A 26,560-nucleotide genomic window follows, 5' to 3' on the forward strand; every position below is an offset into this window, starting at 1 on the left:
GCCGGAATTCAGCGGCGGCCCGCCAAAACCAGCGCGAAGCGATCGTCGGGATCGGTCCAGACCTGCTCGGTGTCGAAACCGGCTGCGGCCAGCTCACTTTCCAGTCCGTCGATGCGGAATTTCGCGGAGATCTCGGTACGCAGCTGCTCCCCTCGTTGGAAACGCACCGTCAAATCGAGCTCTCGGATTTCGACCGTCATATCTTCCGTTGCGGCCAAACGCATTTCGATCCACTCCTGCTCGGCGTCCCAGAGCGCGACGTGCTCGAACTTATCGGGCACGAAATCCGCCCCGAGGCGGGAGTTCAGTACGTGCAGCACATTTCGGTTGAATTCGGCGGTGACGCCCGCGGCGTCGTCGTAGGCGGGCACCAGGACGGCCGGATCGATCACCAGACCCGCACCGAGCAGCAGTTGCTCGCCCGGCTCCAGCACATCCCTGATGCTCGCCAGGAATTCGGCGCGCTCGGCGGGCACCAGATTGCCGATGGTGCCGCCGAGGAAGGCGATCATCCGGCGGCCGCCGCCGGGCAGATTGTGCAGAGTGTCGGTGAAATCGCTGACCACGCCGTGTACCGCGAGGCCCGGAAACTCCGCGGCGATCTGGTCCGCCGCATCCTGCAGCGCCGTCGCCGAGACATCCTGCGGCACATACGTTTTCAACGGACCATCGGCGGTGAGCGCGGTGAGCAGCAGCCTGGTCTTGGCGGCCGAACCGGCGCCGAGTTCCACCAGCACCTCGGCCTGGGCGGTGCGGGCGATCTCGCCGACCACCCGCTCCAGCAGTGCCCGCTCGGTGCGGGTCGGGTAGTACTCCGGCAGTTCGGTGATCTTTTCGAACAGCTCGCTGCCGCGCGCGTCGTAGAACCACTTGGGCGGCAACCACTTCGGGTCGGCGGTCAGGCCGAGCCTGGCGTCCGTCCGCAATGCGGAGGTCAGGTCCGCCTCGGATAGGTAGATGTCCAGGGTGGGTGCGGTCATTGCGCTAGGCCTTTCGTGTGCCTGAATCGAGGCGGTCGTCAACGGTTTTCGTGCTTTCCGGGGCGGTGAGCGGTTCGGCCGAGAGGTGGCCCGGCCGCGCGATCACCAGTCGCCGGTCGGCGATCGAACGCCAAGCCGGGTCGTCGTCGTACGGTTCGGAGGACAGGATTGCGCAGGAGTCGGTGACCAGCGCGTACAGCGAGTGGTGCACCGTTGTGGCCCAGAGGGTTTCGCCGTCGCCGAGCAGGAAGTTCAGCCGCGAGGTCGGTGCGTGCGCGAGGATCGCCTCGGTGATCAACCGCAGCGCCGTAGCGGGCGAATCGACGAAGCCGCCGGGCGCGATGGCGTCGAGCAGGCGGGCGAGCAGCACCCAGACCGTCGCCGAATCGGTCGGCGATTCGGCGGTGAGCAGCAGTTCGTCCTCGAAAAGCCGGCTGGCGCCGGCACTCAATGCGGCGGCATCCAGATCCGCGCAGACGGCCGTCAGCGTTCGCCGCCAATCCCGCACCGCCCCGTTGTGACTGAATGCCCAATGGCCGTGGACGAACGGCGCACACGCCGCCCGCTCCACCGGCATTCCGGAGGTCGCGGACCTGATCGCGCCGAGCACCGCCCGCGACGTCAATTGCGGCAGCACCTCGTCCACCGCCGGATCGGTCCAGATGGGCGCGGCATTGCGATACCGGCTCACCGACGGCTGTTCCGAAACAGCCTGGCGGGCAGTGGATTCCACCGCGTCGCCGGGCCGCTCGAATTCGGGGTCGGTCGGCGCACCGCTATTCGCCGCGGCGGGGTCACCGGCGTCCGCGCGATGGGCGAGCAGTTGTGCCGTATCGGTGGCCGCCGACTTCATGGCGACACTCGCACGCCACCAGGCGACGCCGAAGCCGTCGGCGTTCACCTTCGCGCTGCCGCGCATCTCGTTGGGCGCCCACGATTGGACGCGCAGGGAATGTGGTCCGCGGGTGAGGATTTCGCCTACGGGAACCGCATCGCCCAGGTAACCGATATGCCTACACATGGCTCAGTGCTCACCTCGTCCCAGGTCGCGGGCCAATCGGAAGCCGGAGAAGATCTGGCGACGGATGGGGTGGTCCCAGTTGCGGAAGGTGCCGCGGCAGGCCACCGGATCGGTGCCGAAGGAGCCGCCGCGCAGCACCCGGTAGTCGCCGCCGAAGAAGACCTCCGAGTACTCCCGGTACGGGAAGGCGCGGAAGCCCGGGTACGGCTCGAAACCCGATGCGGTCCATTCCCATACGTCGCCGATGAGCTGATGTACGCCGAGCAGCGACGCGCCGTCCGGATACGCGCCGACCTCGGCCGGTTCCAGGTGGCGCTGGCCGAGATTCGCGGTGCGGGCATCGGGTTCGGCGTCGCCCCAAGGGAATCGGCGCGACGCACCGGTCGCCGGATCGAGCCGGGCCGCCTTCTCCCACTCGGCCTCGGTGGGCAGCCGCTTGCCCGCCCAGTTGGCGTACGCCTCGGCCTCGAACCAGCACACGTGCAGTACGGGCTGTTTCGGCCGCAGCGGGGACATCACCCCGAACACCCGGCGCCACCACTGCCCGGCCGGATCGCGCTCCCAGAACTGCGGAGCGACCAGCCCGGCCTCCTGCCGGTGCGACCAGCCGCGCTCGGACCACAGCTCGGGCCGGTCGTAACCGCCGTCGTCGATGAAGGCCAGGTACTGCTCGTTGGTGACCGGCGCGGCATCGATCGCGAAGGCGGGCAGGTGAACTCGATGCGCCGGACGCTCATTGTCGAGCGCCCACGGATCGGTCGAGGTGCCCATGGTGAATTCCCCTGCGGGAACGATGATTTCACCGTCGATCGGGGCGGCGGCCCGTGGCGCGGGCGGTGCGGCGAGCACCGCGGCGCCGGTGCGCAGCTGATGGGTGGCCAGCATGGTCTCGTCGTGCTGCTGTTCGTGCTGGGCGATCATGCCGAAGGCGAATCCGCCGTCGACCAGCGGATCGCCGCGTAACGCATTGGCGTCCAATACATCCCATACCTTTTCGCGTACGGTGCCGACGTAGCCGCGGGCCTGCGCCGGATCGAGCAGCGGCAGCGCGGGACGGTTGACGCGGGCGTGTTTGAACGCGTCGTAGAGTTCATCGATATCGGCGCGGACCGGCTCGCGGCCGCCGACATCGCGGACCAGCCAGAGTTCCTCCTGATTGCCGATGTGCGCGAGATCCCAGACCAGTGGGCTCATCAGGCGTGAATGCTGGGCGACGAGTTCGGCCTCGTCGAGACAGTCGGTGAGGGTATGGGTGCGGGTGCGGGCTCTGCCGAGCACGTCGGCGATATCGGCTCGCAGTCGTTCGGTGGCGGAATTATCGGTGGGGTGCTGAATGGTCATGACGAAGTTCTTTCGAGCGAGATGCGAAGGACCGCAACGCAATGCGGCCATGGTCGGCGCGGATAGCGCGCTCACGAACCGGGCCTGGCACACGGATGATCCGATCGGCTCGCGCGAGCGCGCCGCCGTCACCGGCTATATCGGCCGCTGACGGATGGGGCGGGCTCATGCGACACCTGATCGCGTGTCGATGAGACGCCGCCGGATGGCGCTCGGGCGTCGCTATTCACCGGACGCTCGCCGGATACGACTCGGCCGCTGACGGACGGGGCAGACCCATGCGACGCCCGATCCTGGGTCGTTGGGAGGCCGTCACTGGATGGGGCGCGCGCGTCGATACTCGCCGGACGCTCGCCAGAGACCACTTGGCCGCTGACGGATGGGGCGGGCCTATGCGACGCCTGATCGTGGGTCGATGGAGCGCCGTCACCGGATGGGGCTGGGGCGTCGGTACTCGCCGAACGCTCGCCGGATCGAACTCGACCGCCCCCGGATGAGGTTGTGCGCGTGGCTGATTCCTCGACCGGGGTGCGGCCGCTACTACATCGGCGGATCGCGGCACCGATCTCGGTGACCGACGCCGAATCGCGCGCATGATCGGCGGCGAGCGTCAGCAGCTCTACCGCCACGGCACGAATCTGACTGTCGGCCAGACCATTACGCGCGGCATCCAACCAACGACCGGCGACCGGTGCTGCCACCGCCGTCGCCTCGGCCACCACGGCCGGACTCGACAACAGCGCGTCGAAGACGTGGATCGGCACCGTCCAGTCGTCGCCGGGCTGCGCGTCGAGGTAGCGGATCTCCAGGTGACCCGAGGCGCGCACGGGCGGGAAAAGCGTGGTGAGGTGGTAGTCGAGATCGCCGGCGTCGGGGCGGCGGCCGATCTCGTCGTCCAGCGCGCCGGACAGCCAGTCGGCGAAGGTCGCGCCGGGCGGCGCGGCCCAGTCACCGGGTGGGCCGTCGGGTCTTCGGACACATAGCAGCGGCACGTCCAGCGCCCAACGACCATAGGACGCAACGGGATCCAGCCATTCGTGCACCGGAGGGCGGGTGCGCGCCGGATCGAGCCGCAGCCAGGCTCGCATCCGCTGCGAAACCCATTCGCCCGCCGGGGCGCCGTGCAGCGCGGGCGAGCAGGCGAAGGCCGCGAGCAGTGCGGGCCCCATCGCGTACAGGGCGACCCAGCGGGCCGCGATATCGCCGCGATCGGCCCCGGCGTCCACGCTGACCTGCGTGGCCGCGGTATTGCACATCATGAGTTTGCCGAACGGCCCGATGCCGGCGAAGGACTGTTCCATGGCGCGGTAGCGCGGCAATCGCAGCAGGCGTCTGGCCCGGCGATCGGCGTCGGCGGCACCGGAAACGGTGCGGATGGAACGGGATTCGAGCAGGGCCCGCAACATTCGGGCATCGGCGCGCAGCTCGTCGCACAACCGCGCTGCGGTGGCGTACGGGGCGCTCGAGAGTTCGATCTGACCGCCGGGTTCGATGGTGACCCGGCTGCCCCCCGGCAATGGAAGCGCCGGTGAATCGGGGGCGATGGACCGTGGTGCATACGGTCCGAGGGCATCCGCCAGGACGGTCAACTGGGGACGCGGGGCGGCCGATGGGCCTGCGGCCGAACGCTCACCCTGCACGGTGAGCCACTCGAGTTCGGCGCCGATGAGCGCCGGTGGCCCCTGTTTGAAACAGATCTTGCCGATATAGGCCTCCGCCGCGGCGCGGGAGGATAATTCCCCCAGCTCAACGGCATTTTCGACCGATTCCGGATGCTCCAGCGCGACGGCCATGCCAACCTCCATCGTGGTGTGAGTCGCTGTCCGCTTGCCAATTCCGTTATCGCCGGGGGGTCGCGGCGTATTCCGCGATACCGACCAAACCAGGGTAGCGATGCCCACCGACAAGAAAACGTCAGAGATTTGTGACAGGTCTGTGACGGGTACGTCCGCGCTGCTAGATCACTCTTTCCCCGCCAATAGGGGATTCCGAGTCCCTGCCATCCGGAAGTTCGACCGGCTACGGTCGTCGGCATGTTGGATGAGGATCGGGTACGCGCCGACACCCCGGGCGTCGGCGCGGGGTTGGTATTCCTGGATAGTGCGGGCTCCTCGCTGCCGCCGCGGATCGTGACCGATACGGTCATCGCGCATTTGCGACGCGAATCCGAGATCGGTGGCTACCGCGCGGCGAACGAGCGGCTCGCCGATCTCGACGCGGTGAAAACGGCGATCGGCGAGCTGATCAACGCGGCCCCGGCCGCAATCGCGCTCAGCGACAGCGCCACCCGGTCCTGGGCGGATTTCTTCTATTCGGTGCCGCTGCGGCCCGGCGACCGAATCCTGATCTCGGGCACCGATTACGCGAGCAATGCCATCGCGGCGCTACAGCGCGCCAAGGCCACCGGAGCCGTCGTCGAGCAGATCCCGAACGACAGCAGCGGCCAGATCGATCTGGACGCGCTGTCCGCGATGGTCGACGAACGGGTGCAGCTGGTGTCGCTGCTGCACGTGCCGACCAACGGCGGACTGGTCAACCCGGCGGCGGAGGCCACCCGCATCGCGCATTCGGTCGGCGCGCTGGTGCTGCTCGACGCCTGCCAATCGATGGGCCAGCTCGCGATCGATGTCGCCGAACTCGGCGTCGACGCGCTCTCGGCCACCGGACGCAAATGGCTGCGCGGACCGCGCGGCACCGGATTCCTTTATGTGCGACCGGAATTGGCCGAATCGATGGAACCGGAGCGGCTGGACCTGCACTCCGCGCAGTGGACCGCGCCGGACGAGTACCGCCTCGCGCCCGATGCCCGCCGCTTCGAATTCTGGGAATTCGATGTCGCGGCCCGGCTCGGGCTCGGCGCCGCAGTGCGCTACCTGCTCGATCTCGGTCCGGAGAACGTGTACGCGGCCGTCGCCGCCCGCGCCGCGCACCTGCGCAAGGCGCTGCCGGAGATTCCCGGCGTGACGGTGCGGGATCTGGGGCTGCGGCAGAGCGGCACCGTATCGTTCACCGTGGACGGCATGGCCGCCGTCGAGGTGCGAGATCGGTTGGCGGAGCAGGACATCACGGTCACGGTCAGCTTCGCGAGCTCCACCCTGCTCGATATGACCGGCCGCGGTATCGACTCGCTGGTGCGCGCCTCCCCGCACGCCTTCGTCAGCTTCGCCGAGTTGGACCGATTCGTCGCGGCGGTCGCCGGGCTGCGACACGAATAACGCTGTCCCCGTGTAGGTTTCGACTTCCCGCGCGTGTGATGGCCAGCGCGGGAAGACCCGTCACGATAAATGCAGGTCGAGCACCTCGGTGACCAGCACCCGGGCGACGAGGGCGCCGTTGACGGCGGCGGGGGCCACCAGGGCGAGGCTGCGGTTGGCTTGGAGGGCGGCGATGCCGTGCAGGTTGGTCCACAGCAGCAGCGCGCGTTCCCGGGCCGCGGCACCCGTTGCCCCGGTGACGTCGCCGACCAGCCCGGCGAATCGGTCGTACAGCGGAAGCGTTGTGGCGCGCAGGTTTTCGCCGGAACCCTCCAGCAGGTCGTGGCGGAACATCAGGGTGAACATCTCCGGGCGCCGCCGGGCGAAGTCGACGTATTCGACGGCCATGTGCCGCAGGCGATCTCGTGGCGGCGCCGCCTCCGGTACCGCGGCGAAGCGCGCCGCGAGGTCGGCGAAGCCGCGGGCGGCGATGGCCGCCAGTAGCGCGTTGTGCGTGCGAAAGTGCCTGCGGGGCGCGCCGTGTGAGACACCGGCCGCCCGGGTGATCGCGCGCAGCCCGAGCTGCGCCGCGCCGACCTCCTCCAGGAGGTCGACGCCCACATCAACCAGTCGTTCGCGCAGCGGTTCGGCCATGTAGACATTGTCTGCTATCGCGAGTCGAGGCTCGTCGCCGGACCGTTGTGTCAATACCGCTACGCAGGATTCGTAGACATTGTCTACGCGATCGGGTAGACAATGTCTACGCGTTCGTTATCGGGAGGAACCCCTGTGTGGTACTGGCTGTTCAAATACGTCCTGCTCGGCCCCGTGCTGCGGCTGCTCGGCAGGCCGAAAATCGAGGGCCTGCACCATGTTCCGCGCACCGGACCGGTCATCATCGCGGCCAATCACCTGGCCGTGATCGATTCGCTATACCTCGCGCTGGTACTGCCGCGCCGGGTCACCTTCCTGGCGAAACAGGAGTACTTCACCGGCACCGGCCTGCGCGGACGCTTCAACCGCTGGTTCTACTCCGTCTCCGGACAGGTGCCGGTCGACCGCACCGGCGGCACCGCCGCCGCCGACGCCCTGGCCGCGGCCACCAAAATCCTTGAAGCGGGCGGTGTTTGGGCCATCCACCCGGAGGGCACCCGCTCACCCGACGGCCGGGTCTACCGCGGCCGCACCGGAACTCTCCGGGTCGCCATGACCACCGGCGCACCGGTCATCCCCGTCGTGCTCTCCGGCACCGACAAGGTGAACCCGCGTGGCCGCCGCACCTGGCGATTCGCCAAGGTGCACATAGCTTTCGGCGCCCCACACCACTACCCGCGCCTCGAGCCCACCGCCGTCCGCACCGCCACCGACGACCTCATGCGCGAACTGGCCACCCGGGCGGGACGCCCCTACGTCGACGAATACGCCGCGACCTTCTCCCGGTAGCGCCCCGCACCGTGAACCCACTCGCGCCCCGCCCCGTGTACCAACCGACCGGCGTTCACCAGGACATCCGTTTGCGGGGTTAACGCCGGTCCGTCAAGACGGGATAGTTGGGAGAGGCCGAGTGGCGGTCGAGTGGTGATGAGGGAGTCCGGATTTGAGCAGGTTCACCGACGAGATGTACGCGACGGCGCAGACGTCGGCAAGGGGGTTGGTGACAGGCGAGCCGAACGCGCCCCGGCGGCAGACCTGGGGTGAGATACACGCGGTGGCCCGGCGAATGGCGGGCGGGCTGGCCGCGGCAGGCATCGGGCACGGCGACGCGGTCGGCGTGCTGGCCGGCCTCCCGGTCGATATCGCACCCGCCTGCCAGGCGATCTGGATGCGCGGCGCATCGATCACCATGCTGCATCAGCCGACGCCGCGCACCGATCTGGTGGTGTGGGCCCGTGACACCGAGACGGTGCTGCGGATGATCGAGGCGCGGGCGGTGGTGCTCGGCGCCCCGTTCGAGGCGGCGGAGCAGATCCTGCGCGAGCGCGGCATCACCGTGGTGCGCATCGACCAGCTGCACGACGGTCCGGACACCGATCCGGTGCCCACCGGGGAATCCGATATCGCGTTGCAGCAGTTGACCTCCGGCTCCACCGGCTCGCCGAAGGCGGTGCGGATCACGCACGGCAACTTCTTCGTCAACGCGTACGCCATGTTCGACCGGGTGAAGTTCCAGCTCGACGACGACGTCATGGTCAGCTGGCTGCCGCTGTTCCACGATATGGGTATGGTCGGGTTCCTCAGCGTGCCAATGCAATTCGGTGCCGAGGTAATCTGCGTGACCCCGCTGGACTTCCTCACCAAACCGCTGCTGTGGGCCGAGCTGATCGATAAGTATCGCGGAACCGTCACCGCGGCACCGAATTTCGCCTATTCGCTGTTGGCCCGCAGGCTGGAGCAGGCCGATGACGACGCCCTCGACCTGAGCTCGGTGCGCTATATGTGGAACGGCGCCGAACCCGTCGACCCGGACACCATGGAGCGGCTGGCCGCGGCCGGAAAGCGCTTCGGGCTCAACCCGATGGCACTCACGCCGGTGTACGGCATGGCGGAAACCACACTGGCCGTATCGATTCCGGACCCCGGGCGCGGTCAGGTGCTCGACATCATCGATGCCGACCTGCTGGAGGCGCTCGGCAAAGCCGTTCCGGTACAGGACGAACACGGCCATCCGGGTACCGTGCGCCGTCTGCCGACGCTCGGTTATCTGGTCGATCAGCTGGAGGGCCGGATCGTCGACGCGGAACGCCAGCCGCTGCCCACCCGCTCGGTCGGCGTCATCGAATTGCGCGGTCCCGCGGTAACTTCCGGCTATGTGACGGTGGACGGCTTTCGCCCGGCACAGGATTCGCACGGCTGGCTGGACACCGGCGATATCGGGTACTTCACCGAGGAGGGCCTGATCGTGGTGTGCGGACGGATCAAGGACGTCATCATCATGGGCGGCCGCAATATCTACCCCACCGATATCGAACGCGCCGCCACCCGGGTCAAGGGCGTGCGCCCCGGCAACGCGGTGGCGGTGCGCCTGGACGCGGGCCAGAAGCGGGAGAGTTTCGCCGTGGTGGTGGAGAGCAACGACCACCAGGACCCCGACGCGGTCAAGCGCATCGAACGCGAAATCGTGCACGCGGTGTTCTCCGAGGTCGGTGCGCGGCCGCGCACCGTGACGGTGCTCGGGCCCGGCGCGCTGCCGAAGACGTCGTCCGGGAAGCTGCGGCGCGCGGCCACCGCCGTGCACCTGCGCTGACCCGCGCTGGCGTCCTCCCGTCGAACGTCGGGACCCGCAGGCCGCTCTCCCCTCATGCTCGGCCGCGGTCCCGGCGTTCGCCGGGAGGATGCCGCAATCCGCACCGCACGACACCGATGAATTCCGAACGGGTTCGGCGTCAACACAGGTAGTGCGCCCGAATACCCGAAGGAGTTCGACGATGCCCGTCGCGGAATTGAATCGAGAATTCAGCAGCCCCGGCTCGACACCGACGCCGTGGTCCGACGTCGAGGCCGTGCTCGACACCGCGGAAATGTTCTGGCTGTCCACCGTGCGCGGCGACGGCCGCCCGCATGTCGCCCCGCTGCCCGCGGTGTGGTCGCGGGATCGGCTGCACATCTGCACCGGCCCCCTCGAACAGAAGGCGAAAAACCTTGCGGCCGAACCTCGTTGCATCCTCACCACCGGAACAAATCAAATGAACAGCGGCTTGGACGTGGTCGTCGAGGGCACGGCGGTCCGAGTGACCGATCCGTCCGAATTGAAAACCCTTGCACAACTGTGGAAGTCGAAGCTCGACTGGGATTTTACGGTGCGCGACAATGGTTTCGGCGACAACGAAGGTAACCTCATCCACGTCTACGGGATCGTACCGAGCAAGATTCTCGCCTTCGGCAAGGGCGACTCGTTCACCCAGACCCGTTTCCGCTTTCGACCACAATGAGCCCGCTCGGAAATATCAAAGCCCCAACAGATTTCGCGAGCACATGGGTAACTCGTCGGGTACGGGCAAACTCAGCCACTCGAGCTACCGACGGCCGCCAGCGCAAGTCTTGCGGCATACGAGTCCGGCCTGAAACCGCGGAGAGGCGGGGGAGGTCAGTGCAATTGATTCTGTGCGGTTTCCAGGCCGACGCGCAGCAGCATCTCGACGGCATCGGCGGCCTGCTCAATGATCACCGGGACCTCCTTGCGCTCCGGCGTCGAGAACGGCTTCAGCACGAAATCGGCGGGATCCTGGCGGCCCGGCGGGCGGCCGATGCCGATCCGGGTGCGGATGTATTCCTTGGTGGTCAACGCACTGGAAACGGAGCGCAGGCCGTTGTGCCCGCCCTCGCCGCCGCCGCGCTTGAGTTTGATCGTGCCGAACGGCAGGTCGAGTTCGTCGTGTACGACGATCACCTCGGTCGGCGGCACGGAGAAGAATTTGGCCAGCGCGGCGACCGGCCGCCCGGATAGGTTCATATACGACCGCGGCTTCGCGATGAGCACCTGGCGGCCGTCCAGCCGGGCCTGCAACAGATCGGCCCCGGACTTCTTGTGCACGGCGAACCGGCCGCCGACGCGCTCTGCGAGCACATCGGCGACCAGGAAGCCGACATTGTGCCGGGTGCGCTCGTATTCGGAACCCGGATTGCCGAGTCCGACCACGAGCGCTGGTCCGGCGGAAGTTTCGGTCATCGCAACCGAGACCTACTCGGCGCTCTCGCCCTCGGCCTCGCCCTCGGCGGGCGCCTCGACCTCGGCGGCCGGGGCGACAATGACGTTGACGACCAGGGTCTCCGCGTCGGCGGCCAGGGTGACACCCTTCGGCAGTTCGAGCTGGCCCGCGGTGATCTGGGTGCCGGCCTCGGCGCCCTCGATCGAAACCTCGATGGACTCGGGCAGCTTCAGCGCGTCGGCCTCGATGGAGATGGTGTTGGCCTCCTGGGTGACCAGGGTGCCGGGGGCGGCGTCGCCGACCACGGTGACGTGCACGTCGGCGACGACCTTCTCGCCGCGCTTGATGATCAGCAGATCGGCGTGCTCGATGTAGCGGCGGATCGGGTGCACCACAACGGACTTGGTCAGTGCGAGCTGCTTCTTGCCGTCGATCACCAGGTTCAGCACCGCGTTGGTGCCGTGCTCGCGCAGGATGGCGGCGAAGGCGTGCGCGTTCACCGACAGGTGCTGCGGGTCGGCCTGGTGGCCGTACAGCACGGCGGGAACGTTGCCGGAGCGGCGGGTACGGCGGGCCGCGCCCTTACCGAACTCGGTGCGTACGGTGGCTTCGAGAAGGTTGGCGTCGGACATGACTGGATCTACTCCTACGGCTCTTCCGGGCTGTCAACTGGTGGCGATCACAGGGCGGGTGGAGGCCCTGGATCGAACTGGTCTGCTCGTCGGGCGAAGACCGCACGGGGACGGCCGGAAGCCGAGCCGCGTCGATCACGGTGTCGCAAGGTCTGCAAACACCCTCGCCGAGACAACCCGAACACTGTACCGCAAGGGCGGAACATGCTATGAATCGGCACCCCAAACCCGGTTTCCGAACGGCGGGAATGGTCGGAGTACGGCGCGCTACCCGGCTCACGTACCCTGGACAGGTTGCCGATTCGGTCGTCCAAGAAGGGTGTTGAAGTTGACCGCCTCCAGTGAAGGCGTCGCCGCAGAGGTCGCGCGCAGGCGCACGTTCGCGGTGATTTCGCACCCCGACGCGGGCAAGTCGACGCTCACCGAGGCGCTCGCACTCCATGCGCGGATGATCTCCGAAGCGGGCGCCATCCACGGCAAGGCGGGACGCAAGTCGACCGTCTCGGACTGGATGGAGATGGAGAAGGCGCGCGGCATCTCGGTGAGTTCGACCGCACTGCAGTTCAATTACCGCGCCGAGGGCTCGGATTCCGACAGCGTCATCAACCTGGTCGACACCCCCGGCCACTCCGATTTCTCCGAGGACACCTACCGCGTGCTCACCGCCGTCGACGCCGCGGTGATGCTCATCGACGCGGCGAAGGGTCTGGAACCGCAGACGCTCAAGCTGTTCCAGGTGTGCCGCCACCGCGGCATCCCGGTGATCACCGTCATCAACAAATGGGACCGCCCCGGCCAGGCGCCGCTGGAACTGCTCGACGAGATCAGCGAGCGCATCGGCCTCACCCCTACTCCCCTTTTCCTACCGGTCGGCATCGCGGGCGATTTCCGCGGTCTGCTGCGCCGCGGCCCCGACGGCGCCCCGCTCGAATACATCCACTTCACCAGGACCGCGGGCGGCGCGACCATCGCACCGGAGGAATCGCTGACGCCCGAACAGGCCGAGGCGCGCGAGGGCGATGTCTGGACCACCGCCGCCGAGGAGAGCGAACTGCTCTCGGCCACCGGACAGGACCACGATCAGGAACTGTTCCTGGCCGGGCAGACCTCGCCGGTCATCTACGCCTCCGCGATGCTGAATTTCGGTGTGCGCCAACTGCTGGAGACGCTGGTGGCGCTGGCGCCCGCGCCGGGTCCGCGCGCCGATGTCAACGGCGGGGCGCGCACCACCACCGATCCGTTCAGCGCGGTGGTGTTCAAGGTGCAGGCCGGTATGGATGCCGCGCACCGGGACCGGTTGGCGTTCATGCGGATCGTGTCCGGCGAATTCGAGCGCGGCATGGTGGTGACGCATGCGCAGACCGGCCGCCCGTTCGCGACGAAATACGCACTGACCGTATTCGGCCGGGAGCGCTCCACCGTCGACACCGCCTACCCGGGTGATGTGGTCGGCCTGGTCAACGCGACCGCGCTGGCGCCGGGGCACACGCTGTACGTGGATAAGAAGGTGGAGTTCCCGCCGATCCCGTCCTTCGCGCCGGAACATTTCGCGGTGCTGCGCGCGCAGAGCGCGGGCAAGTACAAACAGTTCCGCAAGGCGATCGATCAGCTCGACTCCGAGGGCGTCGTGCAGGTGCTGCGCAACGATATTCGCGGTGATGCCGCACCGGTGCTCGCCGCGGTCGGCCCGATGCAGTTCGAGGTGGTCACCGCGCGGATGATGGCCGAATTCAATGTGGAGACCCGGATGGAACATCTGGGGTACACCCTGGCCCGGCGCACCGACGCGGCCTCGGCCGACGAACTCGGTCGCCAGCGCGGCGTCGAGGTGTTCACCCGCAGCGACGGCGTGCTGCTCGCGCTGTTCAGCGACAAGTGGCGGTTGCAGTACATCGAGAAGGAACTGCCGAAGCTCACCCTCGAACCGCTCGTCGCCACCGCGGACTGAGCGCTCAGCCCGCTTCCGACGCCCGGGGCGGTTCCTGTCCGGGTTCCCGCTGGACGGATGCGATGCCGTCCTCCCTGGCGATCAAACCCCACCGGCTCGACGTCAAACGCAGGCTCGGCAGGTCGCTGAGCGAGAGCACCACCTCGTAGGTCCGCTCGTATCCGGTGTGCGCGATGCGCCACTGCCCGTCATCGCAGCGGACATAGCGATCGCTGTAGAAGGCCGCGCCGCGCAGCAGCATATTGTGGCCGGGGATCAGCACCGTATCGGCGAGATACCAAGTGCCGGTTGCGGTGTCGCCATCGATATCGATCTCGGGATGGTCGCAGCGGTGCTCGGTGATGACGTGCGGGCCGAGGGTATTGCGCATGAACGCGAGGAAGGCGTCCCGCGATTCGAACTGCAGGTATTCGCTGTAGGTCGCGGTCGCCTCGGGAATCATGGTGTCGGCGAACTCTTCCCACGCCTTGGTGTCCAACGCGCGTAGGTATCTGAATTTCAGGCGGTTGATCGCGAAGAAATCCGCCCAGTCCGGATCGCCACGCCCACGCGCGGAATCGACTCCCGGATCGACGTCGTCGGCACCGGTTCCCTGATCCATAACTCCACAATCCCATCCGTCGCCTACCGCACTTCACGGATTGCTCGATTTGTATCAGATTGCTATGACGCTTGGTCGGAAAACCGCCAGGAAGATCAACTTACATTCCGCGATTCGGCTCAGATCGTGAAGCAGGTCTTGCAGAAGTCCGCACCGAACTCGGTGAGCCGCAAGCTCTTGCGCACGATCTTCGGCGCGCGACCCGCCTTCTTCAGCGCCGCCTCCACCACCGGCTGCACCTCCAGCACCATGTAGCGACTGAGCACCACCGGATCGTCCGAGGTCAGCGTCAGGCCGAGGCGGTTGAGGTTGATCAGATACATGCGCGCCCGGTCCGGGTAGCGCACGCCCGCCTGCTCCGGCACCGAGGTGAGATCGCCCTGCACCAGCTCCGAACCGATGCCGAGCGGCCGATTGGTCCGCACATCGACCGAGGGCTGCGGACCGTTCTGCGACATGAACCGCAGAATGCGCGCCTCGTCGGGCGCCAGCTCGTCGAGGATCCGGTCATAGGCCGGATGCACGTCCTCGCTGAAGTAGACGTCGGCCGAGCGGGCGAGCAGCGAATCGCCGCGGCGGCGCAGCTCTTCGGTGGTCGCCGAGTGGAAGTGGGCGGCGGTCAGCGCGCCCTGCGGCACGCCACCGTTGGAAGTCGGTACGTAGCTGACGATTTCGCGCACCGAACCCTCGGTGACGCCGAGCGCGCTTCGGGCGATCGAGCGCAGCGCGTTACCGGTGCGCTCGGCCAGATCCGCGGACGATTCACCGTCCAATGCGGCCTGCGTTATCTCCTTGGTGACCTCGAAGGTGGTCTCGACCGCCCAACGGCTGCCGCGCACCGCGGTGCCCGCCGCCATCCCCGCCGCGCGGAAGACGCCGCGAATCAGCCGCGCCTCGTTGCTGATCTGGCGCCGTTCGACATCCGAGCTGCGCTCGACGGCGCGGGACCCGGCCCGGGCCACGTCCTGTCCGGTCCTGTCGTCTGCCACGTCTACTCCGATTTGCCCGGTGAACGGAATCCGCCCACAGATTATTGCCCCTCGGCCGGTGAAGTGTGTCTGTGACCGATATCTCCGAATTATGACCTGTGGCGCGGCCCACAAGCTGTCTGGGTCGATTTGTCGGTCACAGGGCGTTCCGTTTGTGCGGGTAGTGCTACCTTGAGGTGCCGGTGAGGCGGCGGTCACCGGATATCGGCAGGAGGGTGTCGTGTTAGAGAGCGTGTTCGGAATCCACCCAACCGTCCTGTTGGAGTTGGTGACGATCCCGCTGTTCACCGGAATCATCGGCTACATAACGAACTGGACAGGCGTGCTCATGCTGTTCAAGCCGATTCGGTTCCACGGCATCTCGGTGCCCGGGCTGCGCGCCTTATTCCCGTTCCTGCCCAAGCGAATTCAGGTGCTGCCGCTGCTGAGCTACGACGGCAGGCTCGGCTGGCAGGGCATCGTTCCGTCGCGCGCCGACAAGATGGCCAGCATCGCCGTCGACAAGGGACTCGCCAAACTCGGCAACATCGCCGACTTCTACCGGGAAATCGAACCCGACCGGCTCGCAGAACATTTCATCAATGTCGGTGACGAACGCATCCACGGCATCATCGAGGAAATTCTGCGTCGCGAGCATCCGCAGCTCTGGTACAACTTGCCGACCCAAGTGCGAGATATGGTGCACGCCAGGGTCAAGCAGCAACTGCCCCACATTCTGCGCGAGCTCACCGAGGAAATCGGCAACAACATCGATCAACTGATCGATGTGAAGCAGATGGTGATCCGCTACTTCCAGGCCCGCCCGCAACTGCTCAACCAGTTGTTCCAGGTGCTCGGCGCGAAAGAGCTGCGGTTCATGCAGAATTTCGGCTTCTACTTCGGTGCGCCGATGGGTGTCGTGCTGGTGGCGCTGCTGCACGTCACGCACTGGTCCTCGCTCGTGGTACTGCCGATCGGCGGCGTGATCATCGGCTGGACGGTCAACTGGGTGGGCATCAACCTGATCTTCGCGCCCGCGTACCCGAAGTGGTACTGCCCGTGGCGGCAGGGCCTGCTGATCAAGCGGCAGGACGAAATCACCCAGGGCTACGCGGATTTGGTGTCCTCACAGGTGATGACCGTCGCCAACATCGGCGACGAACTGCTGCACGGACCACGCTCGGATCGCACCATTCAGATGCTGGAGGACACCCTGCGCCCGGCCGCGGACCGAGCGCTCGGACCCGCCCGGCCCGCGGTGAAATTCGTGCTCGGCAGTCGCGAATACGATTCGCTGTCCGCGACATTGACCACCGAGGCGATGTCCATCGCGCCGATCGCGTTCGCCGACCCGGATTTCAATGTCCAGCAGGGTAAACAGGTCAACGAGTACATCGCACGACAAATGTCGCAGCTGAGCCCGCCGGACTTCGTGGATATGCTCCGCTCCGCCATCAAACAGGACGAATGGCTGCTTTTCGTGCATGGCGGCGTGTTGGGACTGTTTGCCGGATACGCTCACATCCTGGTCTTCGGAACGGGAGTGGCGACATCATGGTGGTAGGCGAATCTGCCGGAGGCAGCGACGAGTTCGATGCGGCCGACCCGGCGCCCACTCGCGAGATCGCCCGGCGGCCCGGCGCGGAGCTAGCCGAAATCCGCACGCGCAGTACGCCTTTCCAGGCCGTGCGGGGAGCGTCCGGGGTCGCGCGGGTGGCCTGGAACGCCGCGTACGGGGTGGCGGGCTGGGGTATCGATACCGCGCTCGGCGTCGCGGGCACCGTGCTGAAGGGCAGTATGGCGGGTACGCCGCCGCGCGAGGTGCTGGCCGACGCGCAGGCCGAGGTGCGCGACGCGGTGCGGCGGGCGCTCGGAATTCCGCCGCCCGCAACATCTTCCGAGCACACCCCGGTGCCGACGCTGCGCGAGCAGGGCGCCGCGCTGCTGCGCATGTCGGCGAGTCCGCACGCCGAACAGTCCGACGGTCATCCGGCATTCGCGGGCATGCTGTCCGAGCTCACCCCGGACGAGGCGCGGATATTGCGGTTCCTGCACCTCGACGGCGCGCAGCCGTCCATCGATATTCGGATCGGGCGGCCACGCGCGCTCGGTGCGGAGCGAATCGTGGCCGGGCTCAACCTGATCGGCGAACACGCCGGGCTGCGCTTCCCGAACCGCATCCAGCAGTACCTGACCAACCTGCGGCGGCTCGGACTCATCGATTTCACCAAGGACCCGCTGGACAACCCACACCGCTATCAGGTGTTGGAGGCGCAGTCACCGGTGCGAGAGGTGTTGAAGCGCTCCGGATTCGGCACCAAGGTGTACTACCGCAGCGTCACGCTGACCGCATTCGGCACCGATTTCGTGCAGACCTGTCTGCCGGTGGTGGTGCCGGACGGACGGGCCTTCGGCACCGACTGAGCACACCCCTAACGGGCGGCCGCGATGATCGGGCCGAGGCCGCCGTCGGTCATGATCGCGTTCGACGTGATCTGGTTACCGTTGACGAAAACCGACGGGGTGCCCTTGATGCCGCCGCCCAACACCTGCTTGGTGTTGTCACGGACGAACTGTTCCCACTTGTTGCTCGTAATGCACTGTGCCACAGCGGGATCGGTGTAACCGGCGGATTTGGCGATCTCGACGAGCCTACTGTCGGGCAGACCGTCGGTACCCTCTTTGGGCTGCTGCTCGAACATGGCGGTGAGCCAGGTCTGATAGTTCGCGGTGCCCGAGTCGGCGACGCAGTAGGCCGCATTGGCCGCGCGCGAGGAGTACTTGGTGGTGGATGCCCGGTCCAGGAACGAGATGATGTTGTATTCGATTACCGCCGAACCGTTCCCGGAGGCCTCCGCCAGCACCTTGCCGTTGGCCTTCTCGAACGCCTGACATGCCGGGCACTGCAGATCCTCGACCAGCCGGACCACGACCTTCGCCTTCGGATCGCCGACGCGCACCGCACCGGCCCCGGTGACATTCGACGGCCCGCCGGTGATACCCGCCGCCGGTGTCGCCGCGCCCGCGACGACCGAGCCGCCGTGCAGCACCAGCCCGACGACGACCGCGATCACGGCCACCAGCACGGCGAGCACCGCGACCACGACCGGCAGCGCGCCGCCACCCGCGCGCGGCGGCGCCGCATTTGCCGATACGTCGGGGTAGGTCACGCCGATCACCACGCTCTCGTTCGCCGGGGTAGTTCGCTCCGGAAACGATAGCGCTTCTGTTCCGGCCCGACGTCCACGGCGCGGGAACACCTCCGCAGTCGCTCGGCCATGCGTCCGTTCCGGCCATGCGCGAGCTGACGACGGCTCCGCCGACAACGCTCATCAGGCGTACCTCCGCATTCGCTCCGGCCGTGCGTAGAACTCCTCGTCGACAGCGACCATTCGGCGCTTGCATGAAGTCGGCCTCGCACGAGATCGACTCGCGCGAGGCCGCGGCTCAGTGCGTCGGGGTCGGCGCGGGCGTCTGTGACGGCTGGGTCGACGGTTGCGGCGCGCCGCTCGGCGGCGGCCCCGGCGGGCGTTGCCGGTCGAAGCGGTGCATCCGCTCCCCCGGCCCCCACCGGTGCGCGGTCATGTGGTGGCCGCCGTGATGGTGGTGGCCACCGTGGTCGCCGACCGCCAGCCCCGCACCGAATCCGGCCAGTCCGATGACGACGGCCGCGACCACCGCGGTCACGATTCGCAGCGGCCGCGACCCGCGCCAGCGCGCCGCGAGCGCATTGGACCTCGGCGGGGGCGCCGCCTGAGGTGCTGGATTCTCGTTCTCCGCCGGACCACTCCGCCCGGCGCCTTCCGCTTCTGTCATGGGTATGCCTTATGTCCGAATTACCCGACCTGATATCCGACGGTATGGCCGAACCTTGGGACCCTTCTGCACGACAGTTGTGGATGATCTGTGCGTTTCCGGCCGCCGTGACCAGCGCAAACTCCGATCACACCGCCGAGGTCACGGTTGTCCGAACCAACGGGTCAATGCGTCCCGCAGGGTGGTCCGCGCCGAATCGGCCGACGCGCCGGGATCAACCGCCCAGGCGATCCGCGCGTCCGGGCGGATCAACAGCGCGGCGGCCACCGGGTCGTCGGCATCCGCCGTCCGGACATCCACTCGATCGGCCCAATCGCCGGCGGTTTCGCGAATATCGGCTCGGTCCGCGAGGTCGAGCAGCACCGGGCGACCGGAGCGCATGAGTCCGGCGACGCTCGTGCGGCCGTCGGCGGTGGACAGTGCGAGATCCGGAGCGAAGGCGCCGACCAGCGGATGGGTATCGGCGGCGGGATACCTGATCTCGGCTCCGCTGAGCATGTCGCAGACGCGACGCACCGGCTGCTCGTCGCGCAGCAGTTCCTGGAAGATCTCCCGCAGCGCGATCGCGTCCTCGTCACCGCCGCTCGCCAGCGCGGCCTGCGCACGGCTGTGCCGCAGCGCGCGGGCACCCGCCGGATGCCGTTCGCCGTGATAGGTATCGAGCAAATCCGTTGGCGCCCAACCATTTACCGCAGCAGCAAGCTTCCAGCCGAGGTCGACCGCATCCAGCAGACCGACATTCAGCGCGATACCGCCCGTCGGGAACAGGTGGGCGGCGTCGCCGGCCAGGAACACCCGGCCGTCCCGGTAGCGCTGCGCCTGACGCGCCTGCGCGCGGAATCGGCTCAGCCAAATCGGTTCGCCCAACGGCAGATCCGCGCCCAATACGCGAGTGAGGCTGGCTCGCAGCTCCGGCAGCGTCACGGGTTGGTCGTCGCCGGGCGCGGCCGGATCGTCCTCGGTCGCCGAGACCAACAGCACCTCGGGCGTGAACGACGCGATGGCCACCATGCCCCGTTCGGTTCTGGTGAATCCCGACCGGACGACGCCGATGCCGGGGACATCCAGGTCGCCGTTGTCGAGCAAGGTCACCGAATCCGGCATGGCGAGGTGACCGAGCCGCGTCACCTCCGGATAAGTGGTGCCGGGGAACGGGATCTGCGCCAGCGCGCGAACGGTGCTGCCACCGCCGTCGCAGCCGATCAGATAGCGCGCCCGCAGCCGGTAATCCCCTTCCGGGCCTTGGATTTCCGCCGTCACGGAGGTGGCGTCCTGCTGCAGCGCCACGAGCGCGTGCCCGCGCCGCACCTGCGCGCCGAGCTCATCGGCCCGCTCGCCGAGTAGTCGTTCCAGCCGCGGTTGCGGGAGCAGAAGTAGCTGCATCCGATCGCCTTTCAACGGCGTGAAGTCGACATTCACTCCGCCGAACGGGAATCCGGGCGCCGTACCGTGAAAAGTGCCTGCTGGCAGCCGTTCCAGCAATCCACGATATTCGAGCATGCGCACGATGAGCCCGCCCAGACCGTTGGCCTTCGGCAGCTCGCGTGGGTGCGGTTGCCGTTCCAGCACAATCGGTTTCACGCCACACAGCGCCAGTTCGGCGGCCAACAGCAAGCCGGTCGGACCGGCGCCGACCACGATGACATCGGTGTCCATGACACGTCCCCCTCGTCTGAATCATCCGCTGCCAGTTTTGCCCGACGATCGGACCGTGTCAATCGAAATTGACGGCGGCGCGCTCGGCATCGAAGCGCGATCTCGATAGCGCAGATGGCGGTAGAATACGATCGACCGTATATATGCCGTGGAGGTGTTTCATGGAGACGTCGGATCAGCGGTTGCTGCGGGGGATGCGGTCGCGGCAGGTGGTTACGGCGCGGGCGGTGGATATCGCCTCGATCGACGGGCTGGAGAATCTCAGCTTCGGGCGACTGGCCGACGACCTCGGATTGAGTAAGGCCGGAATTCAGACGCTGTTCCGGACCAAGGAGAAGCTGCAGTTGGCCACCATCGAGGCGGCGGAGCGGGCGTTCGTGGACGCGGTGGTGCTGCCCGCGCGGCGGCGGCCGCGCGGGCTCGCCCAATTGCGCGCGCTGATCGAGCAGTGGCTCGATTACGTCGGCGAGCCGCTATTCGCCGGTGGCTGTTTCTGGGGCGCCAACCTGCCGGAATTCGACAGCAAACCGGGTCCGGTGCGCGATGCGCTCGTCGCACAGCGGCGGCAGTGGCTCGGCATAATCGCCGCCGAGTTGAGACAGGCCGTCGCCAACCGCGAGATCGCACCAATAGATATCGACCTCACGGCATTTCAGATAAACGCCGTACTCACCGCGGCCAATATCGAACTGCGACTGGGCGATACCGCCGCCGTATCGATGGTGCACCGAGCGATCGACGCCATACTCGCTCGACGCACCGAATCACACGTCCACGCATAGGTTTCGGCTTCCCACGCATGCGGTAGTGCGCGGGAAGCCGATTGCCGTGCATGAACCGGTCAGACGTTGTCGGCCAACTCCAGCCAGCGTTCCTCGGCCGAATCCTTTTCGGCCTGAACCTGTTTGAGCTCGGCGCCCAGCGGGGCGAGCCGGTCCGGATCGCTGGCGGCCTCGGCCAGCGCCGCGATCAGCTTCTGCTCGCGTTCGGCGAGTTTGTCGATGGTGCGCTCCAGGCGGCTGAGTTCCTTGCGGGCGGCGCGGTAGGTGGCGGAGTCGGTGGTCTCGGCCTGTTTGGGCTCGGCGCCTCGGGTCGGCGCGGCCGCCGCGGCGGCGCGCTTCTTCAGATACTCCTCGATGCCGCCGGGCAGGTTGGTGAGTTTGCCGTCGCCGAACAGCGCCCAGGTGGAGTCGCAGATGCGCTCGATGAGGTAGCGGTCGTGGCTGATCACCACGAGGGTGCCCGCCCAGTTGTCGAGCAGATCCTCCAACTGCTGCAGGGTGTCGATATCGAGATCGTTGGTCGGCTCGTCGAGCAACAGCACATTCGGCTCGGCCATCAGAATGCGCGTCAACTGCAGGCGACGGCGCTCGCCACCGGACAGATCGCCGACGGGGGTGCGCTGGCGGGCCGGGCTGAAGCCGAGCCGCTCGGCCAGCTGTCCGGCGGAGATCTCCTTGTCGCCGAGCATGATTCGCTGCGCGACCTGCTGAACGGCTTCCAACACACGCAGGTTGGTCGGCAGGTCGTCGAGTTCCTGGCGCAGCCAACCGATTTGCACGGTCTGGCCCTGAATCCGCTTGCCCGTCACCAGATCACCGTCACCCGCCAGGGCGCGCAGCAGCGTGGTCTTGCCGGAGCCGTTCACCCCGACCAGGCCGACCCGCTCGCCCGGCGCGAGCCGCCAGGTGAGATCGCGCACCAGCTCACGGCCGTCCGGCGTGCCGAGCGTGGCGTCCTCGAGCTCGATCACCACCCGCCCCAAGCGCTTTCGCGCGAACGCGGCCAGCGATACCGAATCGCGCGGTGGCGGCACGTCGGCGATCAGCGCCTCGGCCGCCTCCACCCGGTACCGCGGTTTGGAGGTGCGGGCCTGCGGGCCGCGCCGCAACCAGGCCAGCTCCTTGCGCGCCAGATTCCGCCGCCGCGCCTCGCTGGCGTCGGCCTGCCGTGCCCGCTCGGCCCGCGCGAAAATCCAGTCGCCGTAACCGCCCTCGTAACTTTCCACCTTGCCGCCCACCACCTCCCAGGTGCGGGTGGCGACGGTGTCGAGGAACCAGCGGTCGTGTGTGACGACGACGAGCGCACTGCGCCGCGACAGCAGATGCGCGGCCAGCCACTGCACACCCTCGACGTCGAGGTGGTTCGTCGGCTCGTCGAGTACGAGCAGATCCAGCTCACGCACCAGCGCGGCGGCCAGCGCGACCCGGCGGCGCTCACCGCCGGACAGGTTGTCCACCACGGCATCCAGCCCGAGATCCGCGATGCCGATCCCCTCCAGCACCGAGCGGATCCGCGGGTTGGCCGCCCACTCGTGTTCGGCGACACCATGATCGGATTGCACGTCCTCGGCCAGCCCGGCCAGCACCACCGAGCCGACGGTCGCGCCCTCGGGCAGCACGCCGCGCTGGGTGACCACGGCCATCCGCAGCCCGCCGAGCCTGCTCACCCGGCCGCTGTCCGGTTCCTCGAGCCCGGTCAGCACCTCGAGCAGTGTCGTCTTACCACCGCCGTTGAGCCCGACCACCCCGATCCGCTCGCCCGCGTGCACGCCGAGCGACACATTGTCCAGCAGCGGGGTGATACCGAAACTCTTGTTGACCTGTTCGAGGTTGATCAGGTTGGCCATGGATCCTTCCGGTGACTAGCGAGGGCGAAATACCCCGAACCAGCGTACCGAGCAGTCCCGACCGCCCCGACGCAAGCATCGTTTGCGCGACGGGCGAACCTCTGGTTACAGTTGGCTCACTCTGAAACGGAACTCTCCAGAAGTACTGCCGCAGAATGAGAGCCCTACCTCCACTCGGATGGTCATAGAGGGGGCGGCGCTGATTTGCCCACCCCTTTTTCGGAGGTTTCACCCATGCATGTCGGTATCGGCCTGCCCATTTCCGACCCATCCAGCCTGCTCGACTGGGCCAACCGCGCCGAAGACGGCCCGTTCCGCACCCTCGGCCTGCTGGATCGGCTCGTCTACGACAATCCCGAACCGCTGATCGCACTCGCCATGGTGGCAGGCGCCACCGAACGGATCCGTGTGCAGACCGAGGTGCTGATCGCACCGCTGCGCGACACCGCACTGCTCGCGAAGCAGGCCGCGACGCTGGACCGGATGTCCGGCGGACGGTTCGTCCTCGGCCTCGGGGTCGGCGGACGCGCCGATGACCACATCGCATCCGGCACCGATATCCGCACCCGCGGCCGCCGATTCGACGAGCAGATCGGCCTGATGCGCAGGCTGTGGTCCGGCGAACCGTACGGCCCGGACTGCGGCCCGATCGGTCCCGCCCCGGTGCGCCCCGACGGCCCGGAAATTCTGCTCGGCGGCTTCCAGCCCGTCGCGCTCGATCGGGTAGGCCGTTGGGGCACCGGCTTTCTCGCGGCGGCCGCGCCGTCGTGGGCCGGTGGGCTCTTCGATCAGGTTCGCCGCTCCTGGCGCGAATACGATCGCCCTGGCGAGCCACGGATCGTCGCACAGGTCAATGTCGCACTCGGCGCGCCGGACGTCGTCGACGACGCCCGCGCCGCGATGGGCGCGTACTACGAATTCAGCGGCCGCGCGGACTACATGCTCGCGGGCATGCTCACCACTCCTGACGAAATCCGCAGCACCATAAAGCAATTCGAAGATCTCGGCGCGGACGAGGTCATGCTCTACTGCTACGGACGCGATGCCGGACAGGTCGATCGGCTGGCCGATATCGTCGACTGAACCGCTCAGCGTTTGCCGGGCGTCTCCAGCACTCGGGCGCCCGGTACCGGTCCGCTGGCCGTGCGCACGCTGCGGCAGACGCCCGCGCCCGCGAGTTCCGCGGCCACCGCCACCGCCGCCGCCTCGCTGTCGCAGAGAAATGCGCAGGTGGGGCCCGAACCGGAGACCAACCCGGCGAGGGCACCCGCGCCGACGCCCGCCCGCAGGGTGCGGCGCAATTCCGGCTTCAGCGAGAGTGCGGCGGCCTGCAGGTCGTTGCCGAGCAGCGGCGCGAGCAGTTTCGGATCACCGGCGGCCAGCGCCTGCATGAGCTGCTGCGGTTCGCCGAGCCGCGGCGGATTCCCGTTCTCCCGCAACCGATCCAGCTCGGCGTATACCGCCGGGGTGGACAGGCCGCCCTTCGCCAACGCGATAACCCAGTGAAAAGTGTTGCGGGACAACACCGGAAGCAATCGTTCCCCCCGCCCGGTGCCGAGCGCGGTACCGCCCTGCAGCGCGAACGGCACATCGCTGCCGAGTTCCGCCGCGATACCGGACAATTCGTCCCGGCTGAGCCCGAGATCCCACAGTTCGTTGAGCCCGACCAGGGTGGCGGCCGCATCCGCGCTGCCACCCGCCATGCCGCCCGCCACCGGAATCCCCTTGGCGATCGCGATCTCCACCAGCGGTGCGCGCCCGGCCAGATGGGCGAGCCGGACGGCCGCCTTCCACACCAGGTTGGTCCGATCGGTCGGCACCTCCGCCGCGCCCTCGCCGCTTACCCGCACGGTCAGCGAGGCCGCGGGTGCGATCTCGAGGTCGTCGCTCAGTGACAATGCCTGGAAGACCGTGGTCAGATCGTGGTAGCCGTCCGCGCGCAGGTCGCCGACGCCGAGGTGAAGGTTCACCTTCGACGGCGCACGCACGGTGACTGGGCTGGGCACTACTGACAACACGAGACCCAAGCATAAGGGGCACGGCACGGCGAAGTCCGACCGAAAACCGGTACGCCGCCGATCTCGGCCCCGCGCCATCGGACAGACCGGGCGGAACGGATGGTGACCGACACCACTCACCATCGGCACTGCGCCGGTATATAACGGCAAGGGCACGCGGTCTGGGGGACGGCGAAACACTTGCGTAGCAGGCGAACCCGCGTGCGACCATTAGGGGTGATCGATCGGTCCCGGGACAGGGACAAAACCGAACCGTCCGTGCGGATATCGAGGACGAGCACCGAACGCCTCTGGTCCATTGTCGGGATATACGTCGCGGCAACACTTCTCGGATCCGCCGCGCTACTCGTGGTGCAGCGGTGGTCCGGAATAGATTCCGACGCATTGTCGCTGGTGCAGTTCGGCCCGGCGGTCGGGGCGCTGTTCTGCTGGATCCTCTTCGACACGACGCTGCGCGGGCTGGCCCCTACGCCGCTACCGACCGCGCGGGTGCGCACCGATCTCGGTTACCTCGTCGCGGCGTGTGTGATCTTCGGCGTCCTGCTCGCGGGTATGGCGGCGACGGCCGGGTACCACCCGCCCGGTCCGAAATCGTTCGGCGGCGTACCGTTCGGGCTACTGCTCGTACTCCAATTGATCGGCGCCTGCGGTGAGGAGATCGGTTGGCGCGGCCTGCTGCAGCCGGTGCTCGAAACGCACTATCGGCGCTGGCTCGCGATCTTGGTCACGGGCGTGATCTGGGCGCTGTGGCACGTACAGGTGATCGCCGCCGGACCGGTGATCGCGCTGTCCTTCCTCGTCTCGACCGTCACCTTCGCGATACTGCTCGGAACGCTCGGCAATGGCGGTGTGCGGCAACGTATAGCGGTGGCGACGGTCGGCCACTGGTTGATCAACATGATGACCTATCTGGCCGTCGGCGCGGATGCGCACACCAGCCCGCAGGTGATGCTGCTCGCGGTCGCCGCCGCGATCGTCACCGCGGCGCTCGGCCTGCGCACGCTACGCCGGGATTGACCCCTTGCCATCGAGTACCCATGGGGGGTATGTTTTCCCGTGCCGGGCGGATACCCCGGCACGGTATGATGAATACGAGCGAAGGAGTCGGAC

The 26,560-nt window shown here is 67.6% G+C and carries 24 protein-coding genes and 1 pseudogene; 11 read left to right on the forward strand and 14 right to left on the reverse strand.

Annotated features, from left to right (window positions below; genetic code table 11):
- Nucleotides 1-8: 8 nt before the first annotated feature.
- Genes egtD through egtB form a run of 3 tightly spaced genes read right to left on the reverse strand, consistent with a single transcriptional unit; the run spans nucleotide 9 to nucleotide 3,342 of the window.
- Nucleotides 9-980 carry an L-histidine N(alpha)-methyltransferase gene (gene egtD, locus LGY53_RS04605; protein WP_225725352.1) on the reverse strand — a complete coding sequence of 324 codons (972 nt, stop codon included), beginning with the start codon at nucleotides 978-980 and terminating at the stop codon, nucleotides 9-11.
- A 4-nt stretch (nucleotides 981-984) separates the two neighbouring features.
- Nucleotides 985-2,001, reverse strand: coding sequence for an ergothioneine biosynthesis protein EgtC (locus tag LGY53_RS04610; protein WP_225725353.1), 1,017 nt, complete (start codon nucleotides 1,999-2,001; stop codon nucleotides 985-987).
- A gap of 3 nt (nucleotides 2,002-2,004) precedes the next feature.
- Complete coding sequence (gene egtB, locus LGY53_RS04615; RefSeq protein ID WP_225725354.1) at nucleotides 2,005-3,342, reverse strand: ergothioneine biosynthesis protein EgtB; 1,338 nt, start codon at nucleotides 3,340-3,342, stop codon at nucleotides 2,005-2,007.
- Here egtB and LGY53_RS04620 point away from each other — a divergent pair.
- Nucleotides 3,341-3,493 (forward strand): hypothetical protein, encoded by a 153-nt coding sequence (locus LGY53_RS04620; protein WP_225725355.1) that lies wholly within the window; start codon nucleotides 3,341-3,343, stop codon nucleotides 3,491-3,493. The genes egtB and LGY53_RS04620 overlap by 2 nt on opposite strands.
- A 364-nt stretch (nucleotides 3,494-3,857) precedes the next feature.
- Here the strand turns inward: LGY53_RS04620 and egtA are convergent.
- Nucleotides 3,858-5,135, reverse strand: a pseudogene (gene egtA, locus LGY53_RS04625) (ergothioneine biosynthesis glutamate--cysteine ligase EgtA); the annotation flags it as partial.
- A gap of 240 nt (nucleotides 5,136-5,375) precedes the next feature.
- On the opposite strand from egtA, the gene LGY53_RS04630 reads away from it, so the two are divergent.
- Nucleotides 5,376-6,557 (forward strand): aminotransferase class V-fold PLP-dependent enzyme, encoded by a 1,182-nt coding sequence (locus LGY53_RS04630; protein ID WP_225725356.1) that lies wholly within the window; start codon nucleotides 5,376-5,378, stop codon nucleotides 6,555-6,557.
- A gap of 60 nt (nucleotides 6,558-6,617) precedes the next feature.
- Here the strand turns inward: LGY53_RS04630 and LGY53_RS04635 are convergent, their stop codons facing one another.
- Nucleotides 6,618-7,190: a TetR/AcrR family transcriptional regulator gene (locus LGY53_RS04635; protein WP_225725357.1), complete on the reverse strand. Its 573-nt coding sequence runs from the start codon at nucleotides 7,188-7,190 to the stop codon at nucleotides 6,618-6,620.
- A gap of 135 nt (nucleotides 7,191-7,325) precedes the next feature.
- Here LGY53_RS04635 and LGY53_RS04640 point away from each other — a divergent pair, with 135 nt between their 5' ends.
- From LGY53_RS04640 to LGY53_RS04650, 3 genes are all read left to right on the forward strand, one after another.
- Nucleotides 7,326-7,979: a 1-acyl-sn-glycerol-3-phosphate acyltransferase gene (locus tag LGY53_RS04640; protein ID WP_225725358.1), complete on the forward strand. Its 654-nt coding sequence runs from the start codon at nucleotides 7,326-7,328 to the stop codon at nucleotides 7,977-7,979.
- A gap of 154 nt (nucleotides 7,980-8,133) precedes the next feature.
- Nucleotides 8,134-9,780, forward strand: coding sequence for a fatty acyl-AMP ligase (locus tag LGY53_RS04645; RefSeq protein WP_225725359.1), 1,647 nt, complete (start codon nucleotides 8,134-8,136; stop codon nucleotides 9,778-9,780).
- A 256-nt stretch (nucleotides 9,781-10,036) separates the two neighbouring features.
- Nucleotides 10,037-10,465 (forward strand): pyridoxamine 5'-phosphate oxidase family protein, encoded by a 429-nt coding sequence (locus tag LGY53_RS04650; protein ID WP_308102799.1) that lies wholly within the window; start codon nucleotides 10,037-10,039, stop codon nucleotides 10,463-10,465.
- A 155-nt stretch (nucleotides 10,466-10,620) separates the two neighbouring features.
- Here LGY53_RS04650 and pth read toward each other — a convergent pair whose 3' ends face one another.
- Together pth and LGY53_RS04660 are read right to left on the reverse strand one after the other, a co-directional pair.
- Complete coding sequence (gene pth / locus LGY53_RS04655) at nucleotides 10,621-11,202, reverse strand: aminoacyl-tRNA hydrolase (RefSeq protein WP_225725361.1); 582 nt, start codon at nucleotides 11,200-11,202, stop codon at nucleotides 10,621-10,623.
- 12 nt (nucleotides 11,203-11,214) lie between these two features.
- Nucleotides 11,215-11,814, reverse strand: coding sequence for a 50S ribosomal protein L25/general stress protein Ctc (locus LGY53_RS04660; RefSeq protein WP_225725362.1), 600 nt, complete (start codon nucleotides 11,812-11,814; stop codon nucleotides 11,215-11,217).
- A 328-nt stretch (nucleotides 11,815-12,142) separates the two neighbouring features.
- Here LGY53_RS04660 and LGY53_RS04665 point away from each other — a divergent pair, with 328 nt between their 5' ends.
- Nucleotides 12,143-13,762 (forward strand): peptide chain release factor 3, encoded by a 1,620-nt coding sequence (locus tag LGY53_RS04665; protein WP_225725363.1) that lies wholly within the window; start codon nucleotides 12,143-12,145, stop codon nucleotides 13,760-13,762.
- A 4-nt stretch (nucleotides 13,763-13,766) separates the two neighbouring features.
- Here LGY53_RS04665 and LGY53_RS04670 read toward each other — a convergent pair whose 3' ends face one another.
- Together LGY53_RS04670 and LGY53_RS04675 are read right to left on the reverse strand one after the other, a co-directional pair.
- Entirely contained in the window at nucleotides 13,767-14,363 is a 597-nt protein-coding gene (locus LGY53_RS04670; RefSeq protein WP_225725364.1) for a nuclear transport factor 2 family protein, read from the reverse strand.
- A 119-nt stretch (nucleotides 14,364-14,482) separates the two neighbouring features.
- Nucleotides 14,483-15,352: an Abi-alpha family protein gene (locus LGY53_RS04675; RefSeq protein WP_225725365.1), complete on the reverse strand. Its 870-nt coding sequence runs from the start codon at nucleotides 15,350-15,352 to the stop codon at nucleotides 14,483-14,485.
- 220 nt (nucleotides 15,353-15,572) lie between these two features.
- On the opposite strand from LGY53_RS04675, the gene LGY53_RS04680 reads away from it, so the two are divergent.
- Together LGY53_RS04680 and LGY53_RS04685 are read left to right on the forward strand one after the other, a co-directional pair.
- A complete protein-coding gene (locus LGY53_RS04680; RefSeq protein WP_225725366.1) occupies nucleotides 15,573-16,895 on the forward strand; it encodes a DUF445 domain-containing protein in 1,323 nt (440 codons plus the stop codon).
- The gene (locus LGY53_RS04685; protein ID WP_225725367.1) at nucleotides 16,886-17,755 is read left to right on the forward strand and encodes an Abi-alpha family protein; all 870 of its coding nucleotides are present in this window, start codon (nucleotides 16,886-16,888) and stop codon (nucleotides 17,753-17,755) included. Before LGY53_RS04680 ends, LGY53_RS04685 begins: the two co-directional genes overlap by 10 nt.
- 8 nt (nucleotides 17,756-17,763) lie before the next feature.
- Here LGY53_RS04685 and LGY53_RS04690 read toward each other — a convergent pair whose 3' ends face one another.
- The 3 genes from LGY53_RS04690 to LGY53_RS04700 form a co-directional block, all read right to left on the reverse strand.
- A complete protein-coding gene (locus LGY53_RS04690; protein WP_225725368.1) occupies nucleotides 17,764-18,501 on the reverse strand; it encodes a thioredoxin domain-containing protein in 738 nt (245 codons plus the stop codon).
- 277 nt (nucleotides 18,502-18,778) lie between these two features.
- Complete coding sequence (locus LGY53_RS04695) at nucleotides 18,779-19,147, reverse strand: hypothetical protein (protein WP_225725369.1); 369 nt, start codon at nucleotides 19,145-19,147, stop codon at nucleotides 18,779-18,781.
- Between the two features lie 141 nt (nucleotides 19,148-19,288).
- A complete protein-coding gene (locus LGY53_RS04700; RefSeq protein WP_225725370.1) occupies nucleotides 19,289-20,803 on the reverse strand; it encodes an FAD-dependent monooxygenase in 1,515 nt (504 codons plus the stop codon).
- Nucleotides 20,804-20,964: 161 nt separating this feature from the next.
- On the opposite strand from LGY53_RS04700, the gene LGY53_RS04705 reads away from it, so the two are divergent.
- Nucleotides 20,965-21,585: a TetR/AcrR family transcriptional regulator gene (locus tag LGY53_RS04705; RefSeq protein WP_225725371.1), complete on the forward strand. Its 621-nt coding sequence runs from the start codon at nucleotides 20,965-20,967 to the stop codon at nucleotides 21,583-21,585.
- Nucleotides 21,586-21,644: 59 nt separating this feature from the next.
- Here the strand turns inward: LGY53_RS04705 and LGY53_RS04710 are convergent, their stop codons facing one another.
- On the reverse strand, nucleotides 21,645-23,432 hold the full coding sequence (locus LGY53_RS04710; protein WP_225725372.1) for an ABC-F family ATP-binding cassette domain-containing protein: 1,788 nt from the start codon (nucleotides 23,430-23,432) through the stop codon (nucleotides 21,645-21,647).
- Nucleotides 23,433-23,666: 234 nt separating this feature from the next.
- Between LGY53_RS04710 and LGY53_RS04715 the strand changes: the two genes are divergently transcribed.
- Nucleotides 23,667-24,515: an LLM class flavin-dependent oxidoreductase gene (locus tag LGY53_RS04715; RefSeq protein ID WP_225725373.1), complete on the forward strand. Its 849-nt coding sequence runs from the start codon at nucleotides 23,667-23,669 to the stop codon at nucleotides 24,513-24,515.
- Nucleotides 24,516-24,520: 5 nt separating this feature from the next.
- Here the strand turns inward: LGY53_RS04715 and LGY53_RS04720 are convergent, their stop codons facing one another.
- Nucleotides 24,521-25,450 (reverse strand): 4-(cytidine 5'-diphospho)-2-C-methyl-D-erythritol kinase, encoded by a 930-nt coding sequence (locus LGY53_RS04720; RefSeq protein WP_225725374.1) that lies wholly within the window; start codon nucleotides 25,448-25,450, stop codon nucleotides 24,521-24,523.
- A 258-nt stretch (nucleotides 25,451-25,708) separates the two neighbouring features.
- Here LGY53_RS04720 and LGY53_RS44055 point away from each other — a divergent pair, with 258 nt between their 5' ends.
- On the forward strand, nucleotides 25,709-26,467 hold the full coding sequence (locus LGY53_RS44055) for a CPBP family intramembrane glutamic endopeptidase (protein ID WP_225725375.1): 759 nt from the start codon (nucleotides 25,709-25,711) through the stop codon (nucleotides 26,465-26,467).
- The last annotated feature ends 93 nt before the right edge of the window (nucleotides 26,468-26,560 follow it).

The organism is Nocardia sp. JCM 34519.1 (assembly GCF_020361265.1).
GTDB classification, from domain to species: Bacteria; Actinomycetota; Actinomycetes; order Mycobacteriales; family Mycobacteriaceae; genus Nocardia; species Nocardia arthritidis_A.